The sequence below is a fragment of the Mesorhizobium sp. M8A.F.Ca.ET.161.01.1.1 genome (assembly GCF_004792105.1).
Classification (GTDB): domain Bacteria; phylum Pseudomonadota; class Alphaproteobacteria; order Rhizobiales; family Rhizobiaceae; genus Mesorhizobium.
On record NZ_SRTD01000001.1, the window covers coordinates 620,760 to 647,067 of the forward strand.

Sequence of the window (26,308 nt, forward strand, 5' to 3'; positions counted from 1 at the left end):
GTGACGAGCAAGGCCGCTCCAAACGGTCGTTTGGAACTGCGTCGTCCGTTGAAAGAGCCGTTCTAAAGGCCCAGCGCCTTTCTGAAAGTGAGCTCTTCCACGAAATGTATGTGGCCGCCATTCTCGCGAAGCTTCCGGGCTTCAATGATCTTGGTGCCCTGATGGCTGTGGAGCCAATCGCGCGAAGCGATGGCAGCTATGATCAGATAGTCGGTGCTGCGAGACACGCTCCTGGAGACCAGCCCTCCCCGTTCCACGATCCATCCCTCGATAACCTTTCTAGGCCCGAGACTGAAGGCACCCGTCACTACGAATCCTGCGTTCTCGAACACCAACATGCTCGCGTCTCTCAGGACGCCGTCTATGGATGGCGTGTTCCCGTACGTTGGCAACCCGGTGTCTGCGCAGCTGTCGCCAACCAATCGAACTATCCATCCGCCGATGTCTTCCTCTTCCTCCATCGACAGATGCCCGTCCGATATCGCCCTGACAGCTACTGCCTTCAAAGCCGCAATCCTGGAGTCATCGAAGAGGTGAACATTCCGGTCGACGCGGTCGATCAGCTTCTCGACCTCCTTGATTTTCAGGCGATTGTCGCAGGCGATCCCGGCACAGAAGCCGAAGAACCTGTTGCAGCAATCATTTGGGCTGCTCTCGGAAAATGGTCTCAGGCGATAGTCCACGATTCCGGAGATAATCCCGAAAATCTCCCCGTGGTAATCACTGTATGTGGTGTCCAAGTCCTGGATAAGATCGGCGGCGTCGGCGTCTCCAAAAAGCTGGAGGAACTGCTCAGCTTCTGCGCGGATCGAAGCGACCTCCAAGCTCTCAATGGATTCGCTGGCAAGAACCCCTTCAAGAAAACCCAGCCAGTATGCCTCGACCTTCCGACGGTTGCTCTTGGCTTTTATTCGCCCGAGCTCAGATCCGCCGTACTTCAACTCTACCATCATCCCCTCCCTGAACAGCAGTTGAAACATATTGGCGACTGGTCCTCGGCGCAATGACATCAGTTCATAAGACCTGACTTGTCTCCGGATAGACATCGGGAAAGGCGACAGCATTCAGCCCGACCTGAACTCGCGCGAGCCAAGTCGTACCCTTTGCCATCGACGATGCGCAAAGGAACGACAATTGTGCAAGACACCTGCGGCCGGCTATGGCGTGCTCAGGAACCGGAACAGGTAGTTCGCGGCTCGATCGCAGACAAGGTCGATGATGGTCTTCATCGATCTGGACCCGGTCCCCACCTGATGGCCACGAAAATGAACTGACAGCGTACGCGGCCTGGCCGTGGGGGCTTCGACGAACGCACAGCAAGCGAATGGCTCAGCGGTCCGAAGCCGACGGAATCGGACCTGACAAACATGCCGGATATACGACCCGCAGCGAGAACTGAACGCCCGATCGGCCGCCTAAACCACAGCCCATGCAGCAAGGGACAGACGCCCAATGTCTGCCACGGCGAGCCCCTGAAGCGAAAGCCCGGGCGTATCTTCCGCCTTAGGTGATACTGTCACCTTGAGTGAGCTGATCTTCCCGTCCATGAACGTGAAGGCGTGGTTGCCTGTAACCTCGAACCCGCGTTTGTCCCCGGTTCCAATCACCGTCGTCCAACCCACGGCTACGCGTTGACCACGGCTGTCCATCTTGCTCTTCGTCGTTGGCCGCCCTGTCGCAAGTGTCCGCATGCGATTGACCTTCGTATCCACGACGCCGAGCGCGATCTCAGCAGCGAGAGCCGATGCCGGCTTCGAAGAGCCATCACCGACTAACGTTAGCGGCATCCCGCAGGCGGAAACTCGATTTTTGTAGAGGACGTGGATCGCATTCTTGCCCTTGTAGGTGCCGCTTACGGGCGGTGCGCCCGCAAACTCGAATACCCCCTCGTCATCCCAGAGGTCGACCAGCTTCTCGACAGCATCTTGTTGTCCGTTGCGCAGTTCCCGGATGTACTCAAAGTAGCGTGTGACCACGTCGTGTGGGTCGAATGTCATTTCCTGTACCATATTCCTCTCCTTCCTCAGTGTTGAAGGCAGCCGACGGCCTGGCGATCGGGTAGCCAGCAGCGTGGGTCGGCGGCGAAAAGCCGGCCGGTCTTGGCGAACGCGACAGCTCGGCAACCACCGCAGCGGGACCGCACCACGCAGGAATTGCAGCGGCCCTCAAGATTGTCTCGGTCCTGGAGCGAACGAATGATCGGGGACGTGCTCCAGATCGAGGAAAACGAGGCCTGCCGGACGTTTCCGACCGCAACTGGGAGTAAGACGCAGGGAAGCACAGTGCCATTCGCGGTAATACACCCCTGCCCACGACCAGCTTGGCAGCCAATGAAGCCCGGCATTTCGGCGACCTCGTCGTCAACAAGAATTTGCTGAGCAAGATGGCTGACGATTTCGAGCCGGCCTTTATAGTGGGCCTTCAGCCGGCTAGTCGTTTCGATCACAAAGCGCCACTCGTCATCGGTAAGATCCAGCGAGTCTGTCCCGCGACCGGTAGGCACGTAGCGCGAGAAGTTCAGACGCTGAACGTCGAAGCCAGCGAGACGCTCGACGAACGCTTCGAGGTGATCCACGTTAAGCCGGTTGATCGTGCAGCAGACATGCACGCGCAAGCCGACTTGGCTGGCCGTTGCGATGCTGATCAGCACCCGATCGAAAAGTCCGGGCCAGAGGCGTAAAGCATCGTGGGCGTGCGGGAGACCGTCGAGGCTCACCTGAAGCCGATTCAGGCCGAGATCGGCAAGCTTGCGGGCGACGCACTCGGGCAGCTTCGCCCCGTTGCTGGCCACGCCAACCGACATCCCGCTTAATTTCGCATGCGCGATGATCTCGAATAGGTCGCGACGTATAAGAGGCTCGCCGCCGGAGATACCGAAGTCGACCACACCGGCCGCCGCAAGCTGATCAATCAGGTCGATGACCTCCGGAGTTGCGAGTTCGTCCGATTTTCGCTTCGCCGAATTGGACGAGCAATGTAGGCAGCGGGCGGTGCATGCGTCAGTGGCGAGCCACACCATATGGAAAGGCATGTCAGGTCGGAATCCGCCGCCTGTCGTCAGGTCACTGCGCATGGACCGGCTCCACAATGCCGCGGGTCACGAGCTTGTCGAGGAACTCAGTCAATGCGCCGTGAACAGCGACGCGATCGCTATCAAGCGCGCCGGCCAACTCGTCTTCGATCTCGTTAACACTGCGCAACCCATCACAGAGGTGGAAAACGAGCACGCCAGTTGGCGGCACCAGGTGCATCTCGTCGGTTCGAGAGTTGTAAAAGAGATGACCATCCTTCCGCGGCCGCGCCACGCACCATTCAGTGGGCTGCAGGACAGTGTCGGGTTCGACCTTTTTCATAGCGGCCTCCTTAAATCGGCAAGCCTTCGCCGGCGGCTATGCCGGCGGCCTCGTCAATTTGCATGGTGTTGACCCAGCAGTGCGGGTCGCCGGCGAGCGGGTCGCCGTCGCTATATGCATAAGCGACGGCTCGGCAGCCACCACATGTCTTTAAGTGGCTGCACGTTCCGCAATTGCCGCTGACGTGGCCCTGTCGATCACGAAACTGGGCCAGCAGGAGCGAGCGATCCCAGAGGTTTCGGAAGCCGTCCCGCGGGATGTTGCCGATCGTAGTTGGAAGAAATACACAGGGCGTGACCGTTCCATCGGGCATAATGCGCGCGATCAATCGTCCGGCGCCGCATCCGACGTATTTCCGCTGCTCTTCCTCCGTGACCAGGAGGCCAACGCGGCAGTCATGCCACATGATGTCAAGGCGGCCCTTGTACTTTTCCCGAGCATCGACCCATTCGCGCAGAACGGAGTGAAGCTGATCGGGCGCGAGCGCGAGGGCGCGCGTCCCGCGGCCTGCCGGCACATACTCGGAGAGATTGACCGCATCCGCTCCGAGCTTCTCCGCCAACGCGATAACGTCGTGACCATGCTTCCAGTTGATCTGGGTTGGCGTGAAGCCGACGACGACCCGTACATCGCGAGCGATGAGCCGCTCGATGGCGCCCACTGCCTTGTCGAAACAGCCGGGAAGTTGCCGAAAATAATCGTGTGTCGCGGGATCGTGGCTGTCGAGGCTGATGGTGACGCTCTTGACACCAAGTTCCTTTAGGAGGTCCGCGTTCCGATCGTTGATGCACGAGCCGTTGCTGCCGACGTTGACATTGAGCCCGCGTCTAACCGCGTGCCCGACAAGCTCGTGCCAATGCCGGTGCATGAGGGGCTCTCCACCGGAAAAAGCCAGCACTAGCACCCCGGCATCCGCCAACTGGTCGATGAGGTCGAGGGCATCCGGCAGCGGCAATTCACGCGACGGGACCTCGGGTCCGGACGCCGAATAGCAATGGAGACAGCGAGCATTGCAGTGGTGGGTTATTTCCCACGCGACATAGAGCGGAGCCGCGAATTCGGTCACCGCAGGCTGATTCATTCCCACCTGGGCCCTCCTGTCTAGATCAGGTTTGTCAAATCCTCATAGGTTTCGATTTCCACGCCCTCAACGAGAAGTGTCCGCCACTCTCGAAGCAGATTCTGCATCTGCGGGTCGTCTCGAACGCGGGCTTCGTCACTCCGGAACGCCTCGATTGTTTCATATTCGATTACTTCAATGAAACAGCGAGGATCATCGATGTTTCGGAGCAGTCTCACCCGAACACCCGACAGTGACTCATAGAAGGGGATCGCTTGCTTTAGAAAAGCGGCGAGTTCGCTGTCGTCCCCAGTTCGAGTCCTTATCCTGAGATGCAGTGTGCGCTTCGTGATAGCCTCCCATTCTGAGCGCGCTTCATGAAACCATCGTCCGCCTGTGAGGAACTTGATCTAGATCAACCTGATCTGGTCTGTTTGTGACGGCTCATCACACGCTGATGTGGGTCCGCTCTCAGATTCCGCTCGGACGTTGTTTTCGCGACAAAGCGGGAGCCAGCGCGACTTCGTACATATCTCACTTCTCGAAGGTGGGCAGCGGGAGAGCCAGTGGCTTGAATAACATCACATCATTCGCCACGGACGAAAGCAGAGGTGAACCGTTGAGCGGCACCTTTCCCAGCCGCGAATCCAAGGGGTCGTCGCCTGCTTTGTGCGGCTCCGGCGCCGACAGGATAGCCATAAATTGAAACCAAGAACGGCCAGGAGACTTGGAACAGCACAGGCAGGACTCTCAGTGAGAAGAGATAGCTCGTTCCGCGGGCCAACTTCTTGCGCCATCCGTCTTTCCCCAATACGAATGCGGAACAGAAACTGGAGTTTCATACATTGAGCGAACAAGCTGATCGCCGGAACGTGGACCTGATAGGACTGACCGCCGATATTGTTTCAGCGTTTGTCCAAAACAACGCTGTGCCAGTGGCTGGTCTGCCGGATCTAATATCGTCTGTGAACGCCACTCTTAGAAATCTCGGTCGGCCGGACATCGTTGAACAGCCGCCACTAACACCAGCGGTCAATCCGAAAAGATCGGTGTTTCCCGATTACATCGTCTGCCTAGAGGATGGAAAAAAGTTCAAGTCGCTGAAGCGGCACCTCAGGACGGACTTTGGGCTCACCGCTGACGAATACCGCGCGAAATGGGGGCTCCCGCGTGATTATCCAATGGTGGCTCCGAGCTATTCCGCAACCCGCTCTGTGCTCGCAAAATCATCGGGCCTGGGCCGCAAACCATCGGCACGTGTCAAGAAATCGACGCCGAAGCGAAAGGCGAAAGCTTAACTACTTCGCCAGTTCTGCGGTTGTTACAGTCCTCCTCTAGTGCCGCGACAAGCTTTCTGTCTGGAAGTTCGGTCTGTTGCCGGGTTGAACTGCCGAGTCCACGCACAGGCTCGCCGGATGTCTCCAAACTGTTGCCGTCGTGTGCCCTTGTGTGGCTGCATGTTCCGGTGATGCAAGTTCCTGCGCATGTCAGGGCTCCGCGTGATCTGGTTTGCGCCGGCGCAAAGATCGCGCGGCATTTGTCGGCTACAGATGGCCGTGATCGTTTCGACATGGGCTCAGGAACAGTAGGTCCAATTCTTCAGCACAGATTTGGAAAACCGCTCCTGCCCGCAAACGGGGGCTCGCAAATGGAACACCGAGAGCACGATAGGCACGGCCTCCATGAGGATGCCTTTGCAATGTTTTTGGGGACGCTCTTCGTCGCACTCGGCACGGTGATCTACGCCAAAGCGACGCTTCTGGTCGGCGGAATGGCCGGAATGGCCCTTCTACTGCAATACGCCACCGGCATGCAGTTCTGGGTAGCATTTTCTCTTATCAACCTGCCCTTTTACTATCTCGCGATCAGGCGAATGGGCTGGCGTTTCACAGTCAGGACGTTTCTCGCCGTCAGCCTCGTTTCCCTGTTGTCACGATTATCGGCACGCTGGGTCGAATTTTCCCTACTAGATCCCACCTACGCAGCCGTGGTGGGCGGTGGCCTGTGCGGGACGGGGCTTTTGATTCTATTTCGCCACCGTACTGGTCTTGGCGGCATCAATATCCTGGCCATCTTTCTCCAGGAGACCTTGGGGATTAGGGCTGGCTACTTCCAGCTTGCCGTTGATCTCGGAATCCTCGGCGCCGCCTTGTTCGTCCTGACACCCGATCATCTGGTGCTGTCGATCCTTGGTGCGGCAATCGTCAACATGATCATTGCCATCAATCACAAGCCTGATCGCTATCTTGGCGTCACCTAAGGTTCGGAGGGGCAGATCGCTGGCGAACGACACGGCCAAACGACGTCATTAAGCACGTGTTGGGCGTAAGCCAGCGTGAGGCGCCCTCACTTCGCATCAAGTCCCGACCGAAGCACCGCATTGCCGTCGGACGGAAGCGGCGGTAGGCATTGGGGACTCTGACGCGCAATTCATGCAACCTCTGTCTTCGTTTCGCTCATCGGCGACCAACGCGACAGCAGTCGTTCCGCTGCCGTAAGCGGATTGGATACGATCTCGGACAGGTCCATTTCTCGTGCAAGCCCCGCAGAGAATTCGCGGAACGGCAATAAGTTGATGAGGGGAATACCTATCAGGACGGGAACGGATAGCTCAAGCGCCCTGGCGATCAGCGATCTAAAACCGCCGCCTTCGACCTCGGTCTTTCCGAATTTGCAGAGGACCAGCAAGGCGGTCTGGCTTGACAACTGCGCTTCGGCAACCGTGCAGGCGCGGAGCAGCCGATCGGTGTTCAAAACGCAGCCTCGTGCTTGAGGACCTCGATCATCTGATATCGCATGAAGCTCACCTGTGGCGAGGTCCCGAAGATACATGTCGCATTTCAGGCGACCTGGGTTCGGCTCACTATGCTGGATGAGGCCGGCCAGTCGCATACCTTGCTCGGCCGCGGCAGCGGTGAATTCCTGCAAAAAAGCTTCGAACTTGGGACCGTCTGAATAAACGATCGCGGTGACTGGGTAACCAAGGCGGTCGATCTGCATGCGAGAGTTTCCTTCCGTAAGAATTTGCGTCAGTTAACATCGAACCGCGGCTGGTCGAACGGAAGCACTTCGAGGGGCGTACCAACTTCGACGGGCGTTGATGCGCCGGGCACAACGGCAACCGCATCCGCGAATGCCAACGGCATCATTCTGTGCGATCCGTCCGGCCCGCTGCGATGTGCGGTCAATCGACCCTGGTCGACTTTCAAGCGGACCGGCAGCAGTTCCGTGCGATCCGGCTTGCGGGGATGTGTGAAGTTTATCTCGGCCGTGATGCGGTTCGCTGGAGCTTGACCGAGAAGGGCTTTCATCATCGGGCGCACGAAGGCGAGCGCGCCAAACGCTGCAGCTTGTGGGTTGCCGGGTAGTCCTATGAAATACGCGCCTGCAAGCGTGCCGAAAGCCAGCGGCTTTCCGGGCTTCATCGCCACCTTGACGATGTCGAGGCCACCCCCGGCACGTACGACGGCATTGCGCACATGATCTTCTTCGCCGACCGACATACCAGCGGTGACGATGACGAGGTCGGCCGCTCCCGCGATGCTTTCGAGCGCTTGCGCGATGGCAGTCAGGTCATCACGAACGGTTAGGGAGGTGACATGCGCGCTCGGCGCCGCCAGCAGCGCGCCAAGCATGGGCCCGTTGCTGTCGTAAACGGCGCCAAGCGGAAGCGGTTCGCCTGCATTGCGAAGCTCGCTTCCGGTCGCGAGAACCGCGACCTGCAAGGGACGGGCAACCGAAACCGTCGCAATACCAAGCGCGCTTAGCAGCGCAACTTCTGTCCAGCCGATGACGCGGCCTGGCCGAAGGATAGCCGTGCCCTTTGCTACGTCCTCGCCAACCCGTCGAATGTGGCAACCAGCTTCGACGTCAAGCCCGAACTGCACGTGATCGCCCCTGCAGGTTGCGTGCTCCTGCATGACGACGGTATCCGCTCCGTCTGGCAATGGGGCACCAGTCATGACGCGATGGGCTGTCCCCGGCGTCAACAGGTCCGGTTTGTCGCCTGCGCGCGTGCGACCGGACAAAGGGAGGACCAGCGGCACGCCCGTCTCGCCCGAAAGACGGACGGCATATCCATCCATCGCCGCCTGATTGAACGCAGGAAGGGGGCGCGGAGCTTCGATCGTCGCGGCCAGGACGCGTCCTACTGCACGAGCCAACGGCACGTCTTCCTGTCTGTTGAGCGGTTCAGCAAGTGCGACGGCAACGGCTCGAGCGGTCTCAAACGACATTATCTGCGCGTCTGAGCGGAAGCAGTCGTTGCGCAGGGCACCCATCGTCAGGAAGCCTTCACCGCCGGCAGGGACTTTTCGAGAATTGCGCGCATGGCCGCGAGGCCGGGATCTTCCGCTCGGTTCATGAGACCGATGAGCTGCGTCCAATGATCGTCCGATGCGGTGTCCAGGAAATTGCGAACGGCCGAGCCGACGATCTCGGCTGGCAAGCGACCGGACGCATCAGCAGCCGCAGCCAAACGGGTCAACAAGGCGGGCTCGTCGAACGCCGAGACAAGACCCATCGCAACTCTAGGATCTTCCAGGGAGGCTATGAGGTTTCCGAGCATTGCGCCGTCCTCACTGCACTAACGGCGAAGATGAACCGTCGATATCGATTCCCCTGATATCCGCCTGACCGACAAGCAGAGAGACGTATTGAGCCGTCGCTTGCCGATTGACGTGCTCGGTCAAGTAGGCGGCGATGCGCTCCCGAACGACGTCAAACGGGAGTTGGCGGCCGTCGATCCTTCGCGACAGGCGAATGAGGTGGACGCCGTAGCGTGTCTCCACCGGAGGAGAGATGTCACCGGGGGCGAGTTGAATCAGGGCGGCTTCGAATTCCGGCGTCGTGTCCCCCGGCCCGATCTGGCCGAGGCTGCCGCCAAGCGCTCCCGATGGGCAATCCGAACAGTCCTGCGCCAGCGCTGCGAAACGCTCCGGTGCGCTTGCCAGCGCCGATCTGAGCGACAGCGCCTTTTCTCGCGCCGCGGCGAAAGCTTCGTCTTCATCGCGACGGGCGCCGATGAGGATGTGATCGGCTTCGTAGAGCGATGGCGTCACGAAGCGGCGAAGGTTGTTCTCGTAGAAGCGACGCAGCATCTCCTCGTCCGCTTCCGGCACACGGACTTCGCGTTCGATGAGGCCGCGCACTAGCGCATCCTCATCGGTCTCCCGGCGTCCGTCCTGGTCGGTCCTTTGCTCCGTGGCGATATCGAGACGCCGTGCTTCCTGTAGGAGCAATTCGCGAATGATCAGCGCGCGCGTCGCCGCTTTCCAGCCCTCACCTGGATTGCGAGCGGGAAAGTTCTGCACTTCGGCGGCGATCGCCTTACGCGAGATCGTCACACCATTGACCGTTACTGGGGGCATCGCCACGCGCTCGCGCGATGGAGTCGTGTCGGGCGTCGCCGGTCGGTGCTCGTGCGGATGTTCGCAGGACGGTGCGCGGCTGGCCGCGTGATCGATGATAAGAGCGGTCATGACTTACTCCGCAGGCTGGGGTGCAGGAATTGCAATAGGCCGCACCGGCGCAGGCGACGGGACAGTTGACACAGGCGCAGGCGATCGGCGGGTCGCCAGGCGAGTGCGCACCACCTGGTAGCCGGGGCGACCGAGATACCAGACCGGAGCACTCCAGACGTGGACCAGCCTCGTGAACGGGAAGACGAGGAAGATGGTCATACCCAACAGGAGATGCGCCTTGAAGATCGGGTTGACGTCGGCGACATAGGCTGCGGCCGCCGGCTGCAAGGTGAGAATTCCCTGAGCCCAGTTCATGAATTTCACCATCTCGTGGCCATCCATATGACCGAGCGAGACGAAGATGGTGGAAAGGCCAAGAGTGAGTTGCAGCCAGAGCAGCAACAGAATGGCGATGTCGCCGGGAGCGGACGTATTGCGAATGCGGGCATCGAACAGCCGACGATGGGCGAGAAGCGCGATGCCAACGAAGCAGGCAACGCCGGCGATGCCGCCGACGGTGATGGCGAGGCCCTGCTTGAAACTGTGAGAGATGCCGAGCGCGTCAAACACCCAGATCGGCGTCAACAGGCCGACGAAATGCCCGCCGAAGATCGCCAGGATACCCACATGGAAGAGATTGGAACCCCAGCGGAGCTGCCGCCGTCGCAGAAGCTGGGAGGAACCTGTCTTCCAGGTATACTGCTCGCGGTCGAAACGGATCAGGCTCCCAAGCAGGAAGACGGTCAGGCAGAAATAGGGATACCAGCCAAAGAGCACGTCGTTGATTGCGTTGGACATAGCTAGCCTCCCGGTCAGGCCACGTTGTGCCGCGCGTCGCGGTTCGCCGCGCGCATCTGGATTCTCAGCCGATCGACGGAGCAGCCGTCGGTCGCATTTCCTGGACCGAAAGTGACGGCGGCTTCTTCCCAGGCGGCATCGATGGAAGCCAGGTCGTCGGGCTCGTCATTGATCTCGACCGTGCCGGCGACCACAGCGGTTTCGTTTATGATCGAGAGCGCGGCCGTGAACACAGCGGCATAACCTCCGGTCCGCTGGGCCAGCCTTTCCTCAAGCAGCGAGAAAATATGGGCGGTTTCCTTGAGCAGGCCACGCGCCTCCTCGAGCGGGCGAGCGGACAGAAACTCAAGGAAAAGCGGGATGAAATCGGGCAACTCGTTTGCCGCGATAAGAAGTCCGCCGCGTTGATAGTGCTCGAGCAGATCGACCATCGCCTGTCCACGGTCACGGCTTTCGCCGTGGATGTGCTCGAAGAGATGCAGCGAGTGGCGACGGGTCTTGTCGAACAACTCCACATAGCGCTCCTGGAGATCGTACAGATCCAATGTGCCCAGATCGGCAAGCAGAGGGCGCAGTTGCTCCCTTGCTTCGACCGATATCAGCCCCTCGGCCTCGATCGCCGCGGTAATTTCCGGGATTGCCGAGGAAAGGTCCTCCGTCGGATAGGCTAGGAGCGCCGAGAGCGCTCTGAACGTCCTGTTCGAGATCGGGTCGCTCATCACGCGATCTCCATCGGGTTGGTTGGTCGCTTGGTCTGCTTGGTGCCAAAGAGGTTCGTCTCCGTGGAGCCGCTCGAGCAGCCGTTTCCGAAGGAGAAGCCGCAGGAGCCGCGCATGTCCTGAGCGTCTTCACTCCATTCGCGGTGTGCCGTCGGGATGACGAACCGGTCCTCGTAGTTCGCGATCGCCATCACCTTGTACATTTCATCAATAGCCGTGCCCGTCAGGCCGACCCGCGCCGCGATCGACTCGTCGAGGCGACCGTCGATCGTCTTTGCCCGCATGTAGCTGCGCATCGCGAGCATGCGTTCGAGTGCAAGAGCGACAGGCTCCTCCTTGCCCGCGGTGAGCAGATTGGCGAGATACTGGAGCGGGATGCGCAGGCTGCGCACATCGGGCATGTCGCCGTCGACGCCCATCTTGCCTGCCGCGGCCGCTGATTGGATGGGCGACAGCGGCGGCACGTACCAGACCATCGGCAGGGTGCGGTATTCCGGGTGCAGCGGAAAGGCGATTTTCCACTCCATCGCCATCTTCCAGACGGGCGACAATTTGGCTGCTTCCAGCCAGTTGTCGGGAATCCCATCAGCCCGGGCCTGGGCGAGAACGGCCGGGTCGTTCGGATTGAGGAAAACGTCGAGCTGCGCCTGATAGAGGTCCTTTTCATCGGGAGTGCTGGCGGCCGCCTCGATACGGTCCGCATCGTAGAGGATCACCCCGAGATAGCGGATGCGCCCGACGCAGGTTTCCGAACAGACCGTCGGCTGCCCCGCCTCGATGCGGGGGTAGCAGAAGATGCACTTCTCCGATTTGCCGGACGACCAGTTGTAGTAGATCTTCTTGTAGGGGCAGCCGGAGACGCACATGCGCCAGCCACGGCATTTGTCCTGGTCGATCAGGACGATCCCGTCCTCCTCTCGTTTATAGATCGCTCCCGATGGGCATACCGCCGCGCAGGTCGGGTTGAGGCAATGCTCGCACAATCGCGGCAGATACATCATGAACGTGTTTTCGAACTGACCATAGATGTCCTTCTGGACACCCTCGAAATTTACGTCCTTCGAACGCTTCTCGAACTCGCCGCCGAGGATCTCCTCCCAGTTCGGCCCCCACTCGATCTTTTCCATCCGCTCGCCGGTGATCGCCGAACGCGGGCGGGCCGTGGGGAAAGCTTTCGATTCCTTCGCCGTATGCAGGTGCTGGTAGTCGAAGGTGAACGGCTCGTAGTAGTCGTCAATCTCCGGCAGGTCGGGGTTGGCGAAGATGTTGGCAAGGATGCGCCATTTGGCGCCCATCTTAGGCTCGATGCGGCCATTCTTCTTGCGCCGCCATCCCCCGTTCCATTTCTTCTGGTTCTCCCATTCCTTGGGATAGCCGACGCCAGGCTTGGTCTCGACATTGTTGAACCAGGCGTATTCGACGCCTTCCCTGTTGGTCCAGACGTTCTTGCAGGTGACGGAGCAGGTGTGGCACCCGATGCATTTATCGAGGTTCAGCACCATCGCGATCTGAGCGCGGATTTTCATTCTGCAGCCTCCTTCGGCGCTTCGGATGCGAGCGGCCCTTCGAGCCAATCGACATTGGCCATCTTGCGGACGACAATGAATTCGTCGCGGTTTGAGCCCACGGTGCCGTAATAGTTGAAGCCGTAGGACTGCTGGGCGTAGCCGCCGATCATGTGGGTAGGTTTCAGCACCGTTCGGGTGACCGAGTTGTGGATGCCGCCGCGGTGGCCGGTCATCTCCGATCCCGGCGTGTTCACGATCTTTTCCTGGGCGTGATACATCATCATCATGCCGGGCTTGACCCGCTGGGAGACGACGGCACGTGCGGTGAGCGCGCCGTTGATGTTGAAGACCTCGACCCAGTCATTGTCGACCAGGCCGGCCGTCTTGGCGTCGGTCTCCGAGATCCACACCACCGGGCCGCCGCGGTTGAGCGTCAGCATCAGAAGATTGTCCGAATAGGTGGAATGGATGCCCCACTTCTGATGGGGCGTGATGAAGTTGAGGACGATTTCCTTGTGCCCGTTGGGACGGACGTCCTTGATACCCGGGATCGTCTTGAGATCGACTGGCGGCTTCCAGGTGACGAGCCCCTCGCCGAAGGCCCTCATCCACAGGTGATCCTGGTAGAGCTGCTGGCGGCCGGTCAACGTCCGCCACGGGATCAATTCGTGGACGTTGGTGTAGCCGGCGTTGTAACAGACCTTCTCGCTTTCGATGCCGGACCATGTCGGCGAAGAGATGATCTTGCGCGGCTGGGCCTGGATATCGCGGAAGCGGATCTTCTCGTCTTCCTTCGGCAAGGCAAGGTGTGCATGCTCGCGGCCGGTGATCTCCGACAAGGCTTCCCAGGCCTTGATCGCGACCTCGCCATTCGTCTCCGGCGCAAGCATGAGAATGACCTCGGCGGCGTCGATGTCGGTCTCGATCTTCGGCAAGCCCTTGGCCGCGCCTTCGATATGGACGCCGTTAAGCGCTCCGAGCGCCTCGACTTCGTGCTTGGTGTTCCATGCGATGCCTTTGCCCCCGTTGCCGACTTTCGCCATCAGCGGCCCCAGCGCAGTGAACTGGGCGTAGAGATTGGGGTAATCGCGGGTGACAACTGTCACCGACGGCATTGTCTTGCCCGGAAGTGGCTCGACTTCGCCGAGCTTCCAGTCCTTCACGTCGAGGGCCTGGGCCATCTCGGCCGGGCTGTCATGCTGGATCGGAGTGAGAACCACATCCTGCTCAACGCCTAACACCTCCTGGGATACTTCCGAGAAGGCTTTGGCGAGGCTCTTGTAAATCTCCCAGTCGGAGCGCGACTCCCAGGCAGGATCCACCGCCGCCGACAGCGGATGGATGAACGGATGCATGTCGGACGTGTTGAGGTCGTTCTTCTCGTACCAGGTGGCCGTTGGCAGCACGATATCGGAGTAGACACAGGTGGTCGACATGCGGAAATCGAGCGTGACCAGGAGGTCGAGCTTCCCCTGCGGCGCCGTCTCGTGCCAGACGACTTCGGTGTTGCGGACCGCCCCTTCCGGGCCGAGGTCCTTGCCCATCACGCCGTGGGTAGTGCCGAGCAAATGCTTGAGGAAGTATTCGTGACCCTTGCCTGATGAGCCGAGGAGATTCGAGCGCCAGACGAACATGTTGCGCGGCCAGTTGGCGGGATCGTCGGGATCATGGCAGGAAAGTTCCAGTTCACCGGATTTCAGCGCGTTGACGACATAGTCCTTCGGCTCAAGGCCGGCGGCTTTGGCCTTGGCGGCGATCGTCAGCGGATTCTGCTTCAGCTGAGGCGCCGAGGGCAACCAACCCATACGTTCAGCGCGCACATTGTAATCGATGAAACTCTTGTTCCAATCGCCTTCGGGCGCGGTCGGAGACAGTATTTCAGCAGCCGTCAGGGTCTCATAGCGCCACTGGTCGGTCTGCGCATAGAAGAAGGACGTCGAGTTCATGTGCCGGGGTGGCCGGCTCCAGTCGAGCCCGAACGCAAGCGGTGTCCAGCCTGTCTGCGGGCGGAGTTTTTCCTGTCCCACATAATGTGACCAGCCCCCGCCCGATTGGCCGATGGCGCCGCAGAAAACCAGGAGATTGATGATCCCCCGGTAGGTCATGTCCATGTGGTACCAGTGGTTCACACCAGCGCCGAGGATCACCATCGAACGGCCGTTGGTTTTCTCCGCGTTGGTGGCAAATTCACGGGCAACCGTGATGATCGCATCGCGCTTTACCCCGGTAATGCGCTCCGCCCAGGCGGGCGTGAACGGCACGTCCTCGTCATAGCTCTTGGCCGCGTGATCGCCGCCAAAGCCACGATCGAGACCATAATTGGCCATCATCAGGTCGTGCACGGTGGCAACTGCCACCTTGGAGCCATCGCTCAGCTTGATCCGCCGGATCGGAAGATTGCGCGTGAGGATCTCACCGTGATCGGTCGAGACAAAATGCTCGGTCGCGCGACCGCCGAAGTAGGGGAAATCGACAGCTGCAATCTCGGCTTTCTTGCCAGCAAGCGTCAGCCTGAGCCGAATGTCTTGGCCACTGCCGTCCTTTTCCTCAAGATTCCATTTGGCGCCCTCGCCCCAGCGATAGCCTATCGAACCGCGCGGCGAGACGAGTGCATCGGTGGCCTCGTCGATCGCGACCGTTTTCCATTCCGGATTGTTGCTCTCGCCCAAACCGCCAGCGATCTCCGAGGTCCGCAGGAGCCGTTCGGGAACGAGCCGGCCGTCGCGTTCTGTCAGGCGAACCAGGAACGGCAGGTCGGTGTATTTGCGGGCGTAGTCGTCGAAATACGGAACCGTGCGATCGAGGTAATATTCGCGAAGAATGACGTGGCCCATGGCCAATGCCAGCGCGGCGTCGGTCCCCTGCTTCGGGTTGAGCCAGATATCGGCGAACTTGGTCGCCTCGGCGTAGTCCGGGCTGACGACCGCGCTCTTGGTGCCCTTGTAGCGAACTTCGGTATAAAAATGTGCATCGGGCGTGCGCGTCTGCGGCACGTTGGAACCCCAGACGATGATGAAGCCGGCATTGTACCAGTCGGCGCTTTCAGGAACGTCGGTCTGCTCGCCCCAGGTCTGGGGGCTTGCGGGCGGCAGATCGCAATACCAGTCGTAGAATGACATGCACACGCCGCCCATCAACGACAGGTAGCGCGAGCCCGCCGCGTACGAGACCATCGACATGGCCGGGATCGGCGAGAAGCCGATGACACGGTCGGGACCATGTGCCTTTACCGTATAGGCATTGGCCGCCGCGATGAGTTCGTTCACCTCGTCCCAGGTGGCGCGCACGAAGCCACCGTGGCCGCGGATGGAGATGTAGGATTGCCGCTTGTCAGCATCCTTGACGATCGAGGCCCATGCGGCAACGGGCGGCATCGTGGAACGAGCGGCCCGCCACAGCTTCAATAGCCGACCGCGGATCATCGGGTATTTCACCCGCGCGCCGGAATAGAGGTACCAGCTATAGGAGGCACCACGCGCGCAGCCGCGCGGTTCATGGTTAGGGAGATCGGGCCGCGTGCGTGGATAGTCGGTCTGCTGTGTCTCCCAGGTGACGATGCCGCCTTTGACGTAAATCTTCCACGAGCAGGAGCCGGTGCAGTTCACGCCATGGGTGGAGCGCACGATCTTGTCGTGCTGCCAGCGCTTGCGGTAGCCGTCCTCCCAAGAGCGATCCTCAATGGTGACGATGCCGTGGCCGTCGGAGAAACTGTCGACGGTCTTGCGGAAGAAGGTTAGCCGGTCGAGAAAATGCGACATTGCTCTTGCCTCTGATTATTCGGCTGCGGCCGGTTGGACGGACGCGCCGCGCTTGGCACGCTCGATGTCGTGGAGAAGGCCGCCCTTGCGGGTGTAGACGGCCCAAGTGATGACGAGGCAGCTGACGTAGAACATCAAGAACCCCCAGAGCGCGGCGCTCGGCCCGCCCGTCAAGGCGATCGAGCTGCCATAGCTCTTCGGGATGAAGAAGGCGCCGAAGGCTGCGATCGCTGACGTAAAGCCGGTGATGGCGGCGGACTCCTTCTCCGCCTGCCGACGGCGCGTCTCTGCATCTGCCGTGGGCATCAAGCGGCCCATCTCCTTGGCCATGATCACCGGGATCATCTGGAAGGTGGAGGCATTGCCGACACCGGTGGCGAAGAACAGCAGCAGGAAGGCGGCGAAGAAGCCAAGGAATGCACCAGGTTGATCCTTGATGCCGATGAACCACAAAACCCCTGCTGCACCCGCGATCATTAGGACGAAGACCCAGAAGGTGACGCGCGCGCCGCCATATTTGTCTGCCAGCCACCCGGTACCCGAGCGCGACAGGGCGCCGACAAGCGGGCCGAGAAAGGCGAACTGAAGTGCGTTGACGTCTGGGAACAACATTTTCGTGAGCAGCGGGAATCCGGCCGAATAGCCAATGAAAGACCCAAAAGTTCCAGTGTAGAGCCAGCACATGATCCAATTGTGCCGGCGCTGGAAGATCACAGCCTGCTCGGTGAAGGATGCCTTGGCCGAAGCGATGTCGTTCATGCCGAACCAGGCCGCAAAAGCCGAGATCGCGATAAACGGCACGAATACGAAGCCGGCATTCTGCAGCCACAAGGGCGCCTCGCCCGTCGGCCCCTTGACCATGGCCGGATCGCCACCGAACCAGCCGAATATCCCGGCGGTGATTGCGAGCGGCACGACGAACTGGACGACGCTGACGCCGAGATTGCCAAGGCCAGCGTTAAGCGCAAGCGCATTTCCTTTTTCCGCCTTCGGGAAGAAGAAGGAGATGTTGGCCATGGAAGAGGCAAAGTTGCCGCCGCCTAAGCCGCAAAGCAACGCAAGCATCAACAGCACGACATAGGGCGTGTCAGGATTCTGCACTGCATAGCCGATCCCAACCGCCGGGATGAGGAGCGACCATGTCGTTAGGGTCGTCCAGAGCCTGCCGCCAAAGATTGGCACCATGAAGGAATAGAAGATGCGCAGCGTCGCGCCCGAGATTCCCGGCAGAGCTGCAAGCCAGAAGAGCTGGTCGGTGGTGAAGGTGAAGCCGACGAGCGGCAGCTTGGCGACGACGACGGACCATACCTGCCAGATGGCAAAAGAAAGGAGAAGTGCCGGGATCGAAAGCCATAGGTTACGCCTGGCGATCTGGCGGCCGCTTTCAGCCCAGAATACCTTGTCCTCCGGACGCCAGTCGGTGAGAGCACCGCCTGATCGGGCCCCTATTGCGGGTTTGGGCATGCCCTGCATCTCGGGGAATGGCGGGAGCTTGGCGAGGGCTTCGCCAGCGACCCCGCGTTCCATCTGGCGGATGGCGACGTGCATCCACAGGAGCGCACCAGTGACCAGCACAAAGAGCGCCATGAAGCAGCTTGTCCACAGGCCGGTGAGGTCAAGCAGCAAACCGAACAGGATCGGCAGCACGAAGCCGCCCAAGCCGCCGATCATCCCTACGAGGCCGCCGACCGAGCCCACATGCTCGGGATAGTAGACCGGGATGTGCTTGTAGACCGCAGCCTTGCCGAGAGCCATGAAGAAGCCCAGCACAAAGATCGTGATGACGAAGCCGACGAGACTCATCTCCAGGTGGAAGGACGTCGCACCCTTGAGTCCGTGGACCACGTAGTCGGTCGGCGGATAGGACAGGATGAAGGTCGCCACGACCGAGACCAGAAAGGTCCAGTAGAGCACGCGCCGCGCGCCAAAGCTGTCCGACAGGTGTCCGCCATAGGCCCGAAAGAGGCTCGCCGGCACCGAGAAGGAGGCCGCAATCATGCCAGCCGTCTTGATGTCGAGACCGTAGACGTTGATGAGATATTGCGGCAGCCAGAGCGCGAGCGCGACAAAGGCGCCGAACACAAAGAAATAGTAGAGCGCGAAGCGCCAGATCTGCACATTCTTCAGGGGTTCAAGTTCGAGCCAGGCGCTTTTCGGCCTGATGCCGGACCGCCGACGTTCGACGATTACGGGGTCGTCCTCCGTCGTGAGCCAGAAGATGACGGCCATGACGACGAGGGCTGCTGCCCAGAGTTGTGCGACGACCTGCCATCCAAAGGCGACGAGCACGAAGGGAGCGAGGAATTTGGTGACCGCTGCACCGACATTGCCGGCACCAAAGATGCCAAGCGCTGTGCCTTGCCTTTCCGGCGGGAACCACCGCGACACATAGGCAACTCCAACTGCAAAAGAGCCGCCGGCCATGCCAACGCCAAGCGCGGCTACGAGCATTTGCGGATAAGTTTGGGCATAAGACAGCAGAAAGGTCGCGGCGGCGGCGGCGAGCATGTTCGCTGTAAAGACGATCCGACCGCCATAACGGTCGGTCCAGATCCCCAGCACAACCCTCAAGAGAGAGCCCGTAAGAATTGGTGTGCCGACAAGCAAGCCGAATTGTGTTTCGCTGAGGCCGAGCTCCTGGCGCATGCGAATGCCGATGATGGAGAAGATGGTCCATACGGCGAAGCAGACCGTGAACGCTGCCGTGCTCGCACCCAGGATTTGACTGGACTTCGGATACACAGTCGTTTGCATCGGCGACGGCCCCTTCGACAGTTGGTCCATAGAAGCGGAATCGTCCCGCCCGAAGCCAAAATGGCCAACCTGGCGCCTTGCGACCTTGATCTAGGTCAAAGACTGCTGTGACTTCTGTCACGAATGATGCGGTGGTGTGGGAGAGCCGCGATCGAGGGGACAATCCGTTGCATGGAATGACGGGTGAGGAAGTGGCACCGGAAGCGCTGCGGCTGTTTCGGGCGCTGTCCGTAGCCATGCGCACCGACCTGCTACGAAACGCCGTGGTGCACAGTGTAGCCTCAGGCACCGTTTTGTTCGAGCAAGGCGATGTGCCGACCTTCCAACTGATCGTGCTGGCAGGATCCGTGCAATTGTTTGGACGATCAGCCGACGGTCGAGAAGTGCTGATCGAGGCCGTTCGGGCCCAAGACCTCGTTATCCCTGCCGCTGTCTTGACCGGAGCGCCCTATCTCATGCAGGCCCGGGTGCCTGAGCCTTCGCGCCTTCTGTTGATTCATGCGGCGGCGTTTCGCGCGGCCGTGGAGACGAACCCTCTGCTGGCACAGGCGGTGATCGGAAGCCTCGCACAACAGTTTCGACGCATGGTTCGGCAGATCAAGAGCCTCAAGTTAAGGACCGCGATACAGCGTGTCGGATGTTACCTCTTGGCCCTGTCACAGAGGCAACGCACTCCAGACAAAGCGGCCCTACCGTTTGAGAAGATGCTGATTGCCTCCGAACTTGGTATAACTCGAGAATCCTTTTCGCGTGCACTGTCCAGCCTGAGCAACTCAGGCATTCAAGTCCATGGCCAAATTGTCTTGATTCATGACGCTCCTCGGCTAGCCGCCGAATGCGGGTACGACCCCGTTACCGACGGGCCAGATACCGATGACTTCGTAGTCTGATTGACCGAAATCGCGGCAATCACTGCTTTTGGTTGATCCAAGTCAACGCCTGTCCGTCACTCTTGCCGTCACCTCAACCAGTTGAGGAAGGAGAACTGGTGTGCCAACGGAAAGCTCGACGATCACCATCCTAGTGTTGGATGTCTTTGCCTTCCTGGCTGTGCTGGCCTACGCCTCTTTCGAATCGCGTCATAAGTCACGCAAACAGCGCCGTGCGCTGATCCACACGGATTTGGACGAGAGACCTCGCCAGAATTCAATCAAGCCGAAAGCCTGAAGCGCCAAACATGAGATGGCGACCCGTTATCAGGGGAACCTTGAGGATAGGTCCTTGCTCATCAAAGTCCTGGATCGGCGGCCCTGCAACGTACGGATGCATCTTCAGCATGGTCTGCCAGATGGTGGGAAAGTCCGCACCTTGGCTGCGCGTAAAGTTGCACTCCCTGACAAGCCTGGAAACGACATCGGCCATTGGGGGCGACCTCTTCGATAAACTGCTGAATCTTCGAAGACACTTTGATCTCGGCCACCCGCATTGATCTCGATCAAATGGGCCGACATTTCTCGCCGCGCGGCCTAACTTCACTCGCGTCTTTGATGCGCATCAAGGACGCGAGTGGCATCGGCTGCCATTGTGTCGGCGATGAAGCGAAGCTCCATCCTATCGAAAAAACTCGAGATTGCAGGCGAAACATGACCACGGACAGCAACGGCATTCTTTCCACACGCACTGGATTTCGCTTCGAAGTGCGCCGCGCAAGGCCCGAAGACGAGCCTGCTTTGGCAGAGTTCTTTACCCATGTGACGCCCGATGACCTGCGGTTTCGCTTTCTCGGCGGACTGAAGGCGGTTTCGCATGAGCGGCTCGTGGCAATGACGCGCTCCGATGATGCCCGGATACACAACTTCCTTGCCTTTTCGGTCAACGGATTGCTGATCGCGGTTGCGATGTTGGCATGCGATCAGCCTCGCCGGCACGGAGAAGTCGCGATCTGCACTCGTGAAGACCACAAGCACCTGGGCGTCAGCTGGGAGTTGCTCTCATACGTCGCGAAATATGCCGATGAGTTGGGCCTCGACGCCATCGAGTCGATCGAGAGCCGCGAAAACCGCGCCGCGATCGAACTCGAGCGCGACATGGGCTTCACTGTGACGGCCTACCCCGATGATCCGGCGCTTGTTCTGGTTCGGCGACAGCTCGGTTGCACAGCATCTTGAAGCAGCGGCCAGCAGAACCGCCGTGGAGTTGTGGATGGACATGGGACCGCTCTGCAACCGGCGCGATCGGCGGACATCAGAGGCGGCCCCCAGTTTCTACAAAACGTTGTGTTCTTTGCGCTGGAGCAAAGAGGCGGCTGATCTCCTAGATAAGTAGACAATCGTAATCATGTTTGTTGGTTCACTGGGTTCCGGGATATGTCGGAACCCGTTTCGTTGCCGATCCGGTAAAATATCAGCCGAAGGCAAAGATCGTCGCCGTCGATAGCAAGGGAGCAGTCAATGTCTCGTCAGTTGATCTTATTTTCATCAATCACAGCTCTGCTGGTGACCGCTTCAGGAGCTTGCGCGCTGGAATATCCCATTGGCGAACCTAAACTGATGAGCGGCATGGAGGTTGCCGCCGTCTATCTGCAGCCGATCGAGATGGAGCCAGCTCACATCATGAGACCCGCGGCCGATTCCGATATGCATCTGGAAGCCGATATCCATGCCACGCGTGACAATGCCAATGGCTTTGCCGAAGGCGATTGGATCCCCAACCTTAGAATCGAATATGTGCTGACCAAGCTCGATGGGAATCAGAAGGTGGGCGGCGTTTTCATGCCCATGGTCGCCAGCGACGGTCCGCATTATGGCGACAACGTGAAGCTGATGGGACCAGGCAAATACAGCCTTCAGTTTAGTATTGCCTCGGAAGGGCCTGGCGCGTCCTCGCATTTCGGAAGACATGTCGACAAGGAGACGGGTGTCGGAGCGTGGCCCGAGACCTTTCACGTCGAATACGAATTCACCTATGCCGGCGTCGGCAAGAAGGGCGGTTACTAGACCTAGGTCAGCTGCCACTTCGAAATTTGTATTAGCTCATTCTGCATTGCCACCTTCCGGCCTCCTTGCGCGCAACGCAGAGCGGCAAAACAGGACGGACAGCCGAAAATGACCCTTTTCCCCCCTCCGACGCCGGTCGCCATCGCGGTCTGCCTTCTGGCAAACGCGCATCCGGCAGCCGCTGATGAAGATCCGACCTTTATCATCGAGCTCAGCGACGGCGCGATCGCGCCGCGATCGATCGAGGTGCCGGCCAACGCGCGCTTCAAACTGGAGCTTCGCAATACCGGCTCCAGTCCTGTCGAGTTCGAAAGCGTTGAGCTGCGCAAGGAGAAGGTGCTGGGACCCGGCGTGACATCCTTCGTCGTCATCCGGCGTCTCAATCCCGGCGAGTATCGCTTCTTCGACGATTTTCATCCCGGCATGCCGCCCGCCATGCTCATCGCCAAGGAGCCTGCGATCCAATGACCGCTCTCTTCGGACAGGTCGCCTTCGTGGTTTGGCGCGAGAGCATGGAGGCACTTCTGGTCGTCGGCATCCTGCAGGGATGGCTGACGCATCACGCTAGCGCGAGAGCCACAACCGGACGATATTTCCTTTGGGCCGGCGTCGCCGCCGGCGTCGCCGGGGCCGCACTTCTGGCTTTGGTCATCCTGTCCTTGGCGAGCCTACTCGAAGGAGACCGAGAAGATTATTTTCAGATCGCCATGGCCGGCCTGGCCGCCTTGCTCATACTGCAGATGGTCGTCTGGATGCACAGGCAAGGCAGAGGGCTGAAGCAGGAACTTGAACGCGGCGCAGAGCGCGCGCTGACCGGCCGCAACTGGTTGGGTCTTTTCTTCCTGGCTGCTGTCGCCGTGATGCGGGAAGGCAGTGAAACGGTTGTTTTCCTCTACGGCCTTTTGGCATCGGCGAGCGAAACGACACTGCCCGGGACCCTTGCGGCCGTCGTGGCGGGGTTTGCTTTTGCGGCCGCGTTCTATTGGCTGATTCAAGTGGCCGCCAGGCGCTTCCCCTGGTCCATATTCTTCCGCGCCACGGAAATCCTTCTGTTGGCGCTGGCCGCATCATTATTGATGGCTGCTCTTGACCGCGCCATGGCGCTGGAACTCATCCCGCCGCTCTCCGGATCTCTTTGGGACACGTCCTGGCTTCTGGACGATACGGGCAGGCTTGGCGGCATTGTTGCCGCCATGACAGGCTATCGCGCCCGGCCCGAACTGATGACGGCCCTGGTTTACGCGCTCTACTGGATCGCCGCCGTCGCACTGCTGCGATCAGCGCGGCCGCATCCCGCAGAACGCGCACCATGACGATACGGGTCGCGCCGCAACGACACGTTCAGCCCCTCCCGCCGAGCGACGTCTGGCAGAGGCTCGGGGATTGGCTGCAGCGCAATCAACAGTCGATCCGGATCGCACAATGGTCCGTCGTGCTGATCTACGCCATCCTGCTCGTCGTTCCCGTCTTCCTGCCTCTTCCGGACGACATGGCCTATTTGTGGAGCAATTTCACCCGCTTTGCGCAGTTTGCCTTCTGGGGTGTCTGGTGGCCGCTCGTGCTCTTGAGCACCGCGCTGGTCGGGCGGATGTGGTGCGGCATTCTCTGTCCGGAAGGAGCGATAACCGAATTCGTCAGCGGACGTGGACTTGGGAGAGCGATCCCGCGCTGGATGATGTGGCCCGGCTGGCCCACGATCGCCTTCGCCTGCACAACGTTGTACGGCCAGATGACGAGCGTCTACCAGTACCCCCGTCCAACGCTCCTGATTCTCGGCGGCTCGACGTTGGCGGCCGCCGTGATCGGCTATCTCTACGGGCGCAACAAGCGCGTGTGGTGCCGCTATCTCTGTCCGGTCAGCGGTGTCTTTGGCCTACTGGCTAAGCTGGCTCCGCTGCATTTCCGTGTAGATCCGCCGCTCTGGCAACAGTCCCAGCTCTCCGGGGTCAAGCCCGGGGCTGTCAACTGCGCGCCGCTGGTGCCGTTCCGGACCATGCGCGGTGCCGCCGACTGTCACATGTGCGGACGGTGCAGCGGTTTTCGCGGGGCAATCCGTCTGGCTCGCCGTTCGCCGAACCATGAGATTGTTCATGTTGCCGGGAACGCGGCCAAACCTTGGGAGACGATACTGATCGTCTTTGGCCTTATGGGTTTGGCCGTTGGCGCATTTCAATGGTCTGTCAGTCCTTGGTTCGTTGCCGCCAAGCAGTGGATAGCGGAGCGGCTGGTCGATAGCGGGGTGATCTGGCCGCTCGAAGCCACGGCGCCTTGGTGGATGCTCACCGACTATCCTCAGAGGAGCGATGTGATGACGCTCCTCGACGGGGCGCTGCTCGTCGGCTACGTGCTTGCGACGGCTATCGCCTGCGGCACGTTGACTACATCGATGCTGGCACTTGCCACACGTAGCCTTGGTCCCTGGCAGCCGGCCCGACTTCATCACCTTGCCCAAGCACTGATACCCTTGGCCGGCGCTGGGGTCTTTCTCGGCCTGTCCGCGCTAACGGTCAGCCAGCTTCGTTCGGACGGCATCGAACTTCCATTCGTCGACCCCCTGCGCGCCACGATGCTTACGCTGGCGACTATCTGGTCCGGAGTGCTTTGTTGGCAGGTGACAGGTCTCTACAACCGGGAACCTGGCCGACGAGTGCTCGCGATATTCTTCGTCGGGTTGGCCATGATCGTCACCGACGTCGGCTGGCTTCTGCTTTTCTGGATCTGGTAAGCCGGCATCATCTCACATATCCGGCATGAGCACTCTACGAAAGGCCACCAGAAACAGACCGAAGGCGATAACCCACAAGGTGCTTGAAAGGCTGGTTAAAGCGGCGCCATAGCTGGGCAGCAAGTCGACCAGAAGGCGCGACAGGCAGCAAATCGTCATCGCTACGAACGCGCCGTTCGCCGGAACCGAAGACGCGAAGGGGCGGCGGCTGTGTTTGCGGATCATGCTCGCCATGATGGCGAGGGCCATCGTGCCGATGGCGCCGATCGTCCATGCATGAACGGCAACCGCCTGCCCCAGGCTCGCCGGCGCGAAAATGTGGATCGCCAGAAGTCCGAAACCCACGATGATCCAGCCATATCCTATGTGAAGGGCAAGAACCGTCGCCGAGGCCGCGCTTCGCCAGCCATTCCATTGGGCGGCTCGCATCGTCTGGCCGCACGCGGCGAGCGCGCTGGCAAGGCCGGTGAGTTGTGTCTGCGGCGCAACGACCCACAAACCAAGGGCGCATGCCGCGACAGTCGCCGCCGCGCACTCCAAAACGGCAGAACGGTTGACGGAAATCCGACCCCCCGCGCTCTCGACATAGGCCACCGTCAAAGCCGGGACGACGCGTCCTCCGATGATCATGACGAGGCCGACGATCGAAGCCAAGGCTAGCCGCAGTGCAAATTCTACTTGGTAGGACGCTGCTGCGAGCGTGTTGCCACCGCAAAAGACAAGCAGCAGAAACAGTATCTTCAGGTTGCGGCGGTCGCGGCTCGCGATCACCCGTCCCGCCGCGATCAAGAGGAGCGTCAGCACCAGAAGCGCAGAGAGGGCAAGCCCGGCCGAATGCGACAGAAACAGGAAAGTCCCCCGGCTGCACAGCCATAGAGCAACCAGCAGACGCGTGGTAACTGGCGATACTGCGCGTCGTCCTGTCCATCGGGGCAGCGCCGTCAACAGAAAGCCAGTCAAAATGGCTGGAACCATCCCGAAAAGAAGCACGTCGCGATGCCAATCGCCGGGAGATATCCCGGTCGGGCCGATGGCCTGTATTCCGAACGCTGATGGCAGCCAGACCGCCGCGCCTACGATCGCGTCCAGCCCCGCGATTAGAAAAAATGGCCGAAACGGCGCCGACATCTGCCTCTGCTTCGCGTCGAAAGCAAGCGCACTCCCGTCGGCAGCCATGCAACAATTCCTCCACGGGGGATGACTGACACGACGTCCTCGTGCCGCTTCTCAACTCG

General features: G+C 60.2%; 25 protein-coding genes. 8 read left to right on the forward strand and 17 right to left on the reverse strand.

All coding sequences use genetic code 11. The features are described 5' to 3' along the window. Positions 1–62: 62 nt before the first annotated feature. The 6 genes from EN804_RS03205 to EN804_RS37080 form a co-directional block, all read right to left on the reverse strand. Entirely contained in the window at positions 63–980 is a 918-nt protein-coding gene (locus EN804_RS03205; RefSeq protein ID WP_167508665.1) for a BRCT domain-containing protein, read from the reverse strand. 435 nt (positions 981–1,415) lie between these two features. Continuing rightward, complete coding sequence (locus tag EN804_RS03210; RefSeq protein ID WP_135900569.1) at positions 1,416–2,009, reverse strand: hypothetical protein; 594 nt, start codon at positions 2,007–2,009, stop codon at positions 1,416–1,418. 14 nt (positions 2,010–2,023) lie between these two features. Next, positions 2,024–3,073 carry a radical SAM protein gene (locus EN804_RS03215; RefSeq protein ID WP_135900570.1) on the reverse strand — a complete coding sequence of 350 codons (1,050 nt, stop codon included), beginning with the start codon at positions 3,071–3,073 and terminating at the stop codon, positions 2,024–2,026. Next, on the reverse strand, positions 3,063–3,353 hold the full coding sequence (locus EN804_RS03220) for a PqqD family protein (protein WP_135900571.1): 291 nt from the start codon (positions 3,351–3,353) through the stop codon (positions 3,063–3,065). The genes EN804_RS03215 and EN804_RS03220 overlap by 11 nt, the downstream gene beginning before the upstream one ends. Positions 3,354–3,363: 10 nt before the next feature. Then, positions 3,364–4,434, reverse strand: coding sequence for a radical SAM protein (locus tag EN804_RS03225; RefSeq protein WP_135900572.1), 1,071 nt, complete (start codon positions 4,432–4,434; stop codon positions 3,364–3,366). Positions 4,435–4,947: 513 nt separating this feature from the next. Next, a complete protein-coding gene (locus EN804_RS37080) occupies positions 4,948–5,112 on the reverse strand; it encodes a hypothetical protein (RefSeq protein WP_167508664.1) in 165 nt (54 codons plus the stop codon). Between the two features lie 146 nt (positions 5,113–5,258). On the opposite strand from EN804_RS37080, the gene EN804_RS03230 reads away from it, so the two are divergent. After that, positions 5,259–5,711, forward strand: a complete 453-nt coding sequence (locus EN804_RS03230) for a MucR family transcriptional regulator (RefSeq protein WP_135918675.1) — start codon at positions 5,259–5,261, stop codon at positions 5,709–5,711. Between the two features lie 401 nt (positions 5,712–6,112). Then, positions 6,113–6,673, forward strand: a complete 561-nt coding sequence (locus EN804_RS03235) for a YitT family protein (protein WP_246693353.1) — start codon at positions 6,113–6,115, stop codon at positions 6,671–6,673. A gap of 170 nt (positions 6,674–6,843) precedes the next feature. On the opposite strand, the gene EN804_RS03240 is transcribed toward EN804_RS03235, so the two are convergent. Genes EN804_RS03240 through EN804_RS03280 form a run of 9 tightly spaced genes read right to left on the reverse strand, consistent with a single transcriptional unit; the run spans position 6,844 to position 19,412 of the window. Then, the gene (locus EN804_RS03240; RefSeq protein WP_135900575.1) at positions 6,844–7,413 is read right to left on the reverse strand and encodes a DUF2478 domain-containing protein; all 570 of its coding nucleotides are present in this window, start codon (positions 7,411–7,413) and stop codon (positions 6,844–6,846) included. Positions 7,414–7,442: 29 nt separating this feature from the next. Continuing rightward, positions 7,443–8,693: a gephyrin-like molybdotransferase Glp gene (glp, locus tag EN804_RS03245; protein ID WP_135900576.1), complete on the reverse strand. Its 1,251-nt coding sequence runs from the start codon at positions 8,691–8,693 to the stop codon at positions 7,443–7,445. Between the two features lie 2 nt (positions 8,694–8,695). Next, the gene (locus EN804_RS03250) at positions 8,696–8,980 is read right to left on the reverse strand and encodes a hypothetical protein (RefSeq protein WP_135900577.1); all 285 of its coding nucleotides are present in this window, start codon (positions 8,978–8,980) and stop codon (positions 8,696–8,698) included. Between the two features lie 10 nt (positions 8,981–8,990). Then, entirely contained in the window at positions 8,991–9,893 is a 903-nt protein-coding gene (locus tag EN804_RS03255) for a peptidylprolyl isomerase (protein ID WP_135900578.1), read from the reverse strand. Positions 9,894–9,896: 3 nt separating this feature from the next. Further along, positions 9,897–10,673: a respiratory nitrate reductase subunit gamma gene (narI, locus tag EN804_RS03260; RefSeq protein WP_135900579.1), complete on the reverse strand. Its 777-nt coding sequence runs from the start codon at positions 10,671–10,673 to the stop codon at positions 9,897–9,899. A 14-nt stretch (positions 10,674–10,687) separates the two neighbouring features. Then, entirely contained in the window at positions 10,688–11,392 is a 705-nt protein-coding gene (gene narJ, locus EN804_RS03265; RefSeq protein WP_135900580.1) for a nitrate reductase molybdenum cofactor assembly chaperone, read from the reverse strand. Next, positions 11,392–12,918: a nitrate reductase subunit beta gene (gene narH / locus EN804_RS03270; RefSeq protein ID WP_135900581.1), complete on the reverse strand. Its 1,527-nt coding sequence runs from the start codon at positions 12,916–12,918 to the stop codon at positions 11,392–11,394. Before narH ends, narJ begins: the two co-directional genes overlap by 1 nt. After that, a complete protein-coding gene (locus EN804_RS03275; RefSeq protein WP_135900582.1) occupies positions 12,915–16,658 on the reverse strand; it encodes a nitrate reductase subunit alpha in 3,744 nt (1,247 codons plus the stop codon). Before EN804_RS03275 ends, narH begins: the two co-directional genes overlap by 4 nt. A 15-nt stretch (positions 16,659–16,673) precedes the next feature. Then, a complete protein-coding gene (locus tag EN804_RS03280; RefSeq protein ID WP_135918676.1) occupies positions 16,674–19,412 on the reverse strand; it encodes an MFS transporter in 2,739 nt (912 codons plus the stop codon). A gap of 107 nt (positions 19,413–19,519) precedes the next feature. Between EN804_RS03280 and EN804_RS03285 the strand changes: the two genes are divergently transcribed. Beyond that, positions 19,520–20,302 (forward strand): cyclic nucleotide-binding domain-containing protein, encoded by a 783-nt coding sequence (locus EN804_RS03285; RefSeq protein WP_246693354.1) that lies wholly within the window; start codon positions 19,520–19,522, stop codon positions 20,300–20,302. Between the two features lie 256 nt (positions 20,303–20,558). Here EN804_RS03285 and EN804_RS03290 read toward each other — a convergent pair whose 3' ends face one another. Further along, positions 20,559–20,774 carry a hypothetical protein gene (locus tag EN804_RS03290; protein ID WP_135900584.1) on the reverse strand — a complete coding sequence of 72 codons (216 nt, stop codon included), beginning with the start codon at positions 20,772–20,774 and terminating at the stop codon, positions 20,559–20,561. 44 nt (positions 20,775–20,818) lie between these two features. Between EN804_RS03290 and EN804_RS03295 the strand changes: the two genes are divergently transcribed. The 5 genes from EN804_RS03295 to EN804_RS03315 all read left to right on the forward strand — a co-directional run bounded on the left by EN804_RS03295 (position 20,819) and on the right by EN804_RS03315 (position 25,073). After that, on the forward strand, positions 20,819–21,520 hold the full coding sequence (locus EN804_RS03295; protein WP_348642025.1) for a GNAT family N-acetyltransferase: 702 nt from the start codon (positions 20,819–20,821) through the stop codon (positions 21,518–21,520). A 282-nt stretch (positions 21,521–21,802) separates the two neighbouring features. After that, positions 21,803–22,348: an iron transporter gene (locus EN804_RS03300; RefSeq protein WP_135900585.1), complete on the forward strand. Its 546-nt coding sequence runs from the start codon at positions 21,803–21,805 to the stop codon at positions 22,346–22,348. 108 nt (positions 22,349–22,456) lie between these two features. Next, the gene (locus tag EN804_RS03305; RefSeq protein ID WP_135900586.1) at positions 22,457–22,816 is read left to right on the forward strand and encodes a cupredoxin domain-containing protein; all 360 of its coding nucleotides are present in this window, start codon (positions 22,457–22,459) and stop codon (positions 22,814–22,816) included. Beyond that, positions 22,813–23,661, forward strand: a complete 849-nt coding sequence (locus tag EN804_RS03310) for an FTR1 family protein (protein WP_135900587.1) — start codon at positions 22,813–22,815, stop codon at positions 23,659–23,661. Before EN804_RS03305 ends, EN804_RS03310 begins: the two co-directional genes overlap by 4 nt. Next, the gene (locus tag EN804_RS03315) at positions 23,658–25,073 is read left to right on the forward strand and encodes a 4Fe-4S binding protein (RefSeq protein ID WP_135900588.1); all 1,416 of its coding nucleotides are present in this window, start codon (positions 23,658–23,660) and stop codon (positions 25,071–25,073) included. The genes EN804_RS03310 and EN804_RS03315 overlap by 4 nt, the downstream gene beginning before the upstream one ends. Before the next feature lie 12 nt (positions 25,074–25,085). Here the strand turns inward: EN804_RS03315 and EN804_RS03320 are convergent, their stop codons facing one another. Continuing rightward, positions 25,086–26,249, reverse strand: a complete 1,164-nt coding sequence (locus tag EN804_RS03320; RefSeq protein ID WP_135900589.1) for an NnrS family protein — start codon at positions 26,247–26,249, stop codon at positions 25,086–25,088. Positions 26,250–26,308 lie beyond the last annotated feature (59 nt).

Coding starts and splice junctions, on each gene's coding strand:
- EN804_RS03215 (WP_135900570.1), bottom strand. CDS start 3,073: ATGCGCAGTGACCTGACGACAGGCGGCGGATTCCGACCTGACATGCCT.
- EN804_RS03205 (WP_167508665.1), bottom strand. CDS start 980: ATGTTTCAACTGCTGTTCAGGGAGGGGATGATGGTAGAGTTGAAGTAC.
- narH (WP_135900581.1), bottom strand. CDS start 12,918: ATGAAAATCCGCGCTCAGATCGCGATGGTGCTGAACCTCGATAAATGC.
- EN804_RS03290 (WP_135900584.1), bottom strand. CDS start 20,774: ATGGCCGATGTCGTTTCCAGGCTTGTCAGGGAGTGCAACTTTACGCGC.
- EN804_RS03235 (WP_246693353.1), top strand. CDS start 6,113: ATGTTTTTGGGGACGCTCTTCGTCGCACTCGGCACGGTGATCTACGCC.
- narI (WP_135900579.1), bottom strand. CDS start 10,673: ATGTCCAACGCAATCAACGACGTGCTCTTTGGCTGGTATCCCTATTTC.
- EN804_RS03220 (WP_135900571.1), bottom strand. CDS start 3,353: ATGAAAAAGGTCGAACCCGACACTGTCCTGCAGCCCACTGAATGGTGC.
- EN804_RS03305 (WP_135900586.1), top strand. CDS start 22,457: ATGACCCTTTTCCCCCCTCCGACGCCGGTCGCCATCGCGGTCTGCCTT.
- EN804_RS03255 (WP_135900578.1), bottom strand. CDS start 9,893: ATGACCGCTCTTATCATCGATCACGCGGCCAGCCGCGCACCGTCCTGC.
- EN804_RS03280 (WP_135918676.1), bottom strand. CDS start 19,412: ATGCAAACGACTGTGTATCCGAAGTCCAGTCAAATCCTGGGTGCGAGC.
- EN804_RS03225 (WP_135900572.1), bottom strand. CDS start 4,434: ATGAATCAGCCTGCGGTGACCGAATTCGCGGCTCCGCTCTATGTCGCG.
- EN804_RS03275 (WP_135900582.1), bottom strand. CDS start 16,658: ATGTCGCATTTTCTCGACCGGCTAACCTTCTTCCGCAAGACCGTCGAC.
- EN804_RS37080 (WP_167508664.1), bottom strand. CDS start 5,112: ATGGCTATCCTGTCGGCGCCGGAGCCGCACAAAGCAGGCGACGACCCC.
- EN804_RS03210 (WP_135900569.1), bottom strand. CDS start 2,009: ATGGTACAGGAAATGACATTCGACCCACACGACGTGGTCACACGCTAC.
- EN804_RS03250 (WP_135900577.1), bottom strand. CDS start 8,980: ATGCTCGGAAACCTCATAGCCTCCCTGGAAGATCCTAGAGTTGCGATG.
- EN804_RS03240 (WP_135900575.1), bottom strand. CDS start 7,413: ATGCAGATCGACCGCCTTGGTTACCCAGTCACCGCGATCGTTTATTCA.
- narJ (WP_135900580.1), bottom strand. CDS start 11,392: ATGAGCGACCCGATCTCGAACAGGACGTTCAGAGCGCTCTCGGCGCTC.
- EN804_RS03300 (WP_135900585.1), top strand. CDS start 21,803: ATGTCTCGTCAGTTGATCTTATTTTCATCAATCACAGCTCTGCTGGTG.
- EN804_RS03315 (WP_135900588.1), top strand. CDS start 23,658: ATGACGATACGGGTCGCGCCGCAACGACACGTTCAGCCCCTCCCGCCG.
- glp (WP_135900576.1), bottom strand. CDS start 8,693: ATGGGTGCCCTGCGCAACGACTGCTTCCGCTCAGACGCGCAGATAATG.
- EN804_RS03320 (WP_135900589.1), bottom strand. CDS start 26,249: ATGGCTGCCGACGGGAGTGCGCTTGCTTTCGACGCGAAGCAGAGGCAG.
- EN804_RS03310 (WP_135900587.1), top strand. CDS start 22,813: ATGACCGCTCTCTTCGGACAGGTCGCCTTCGTGGTTTGGCGCGAGAGC.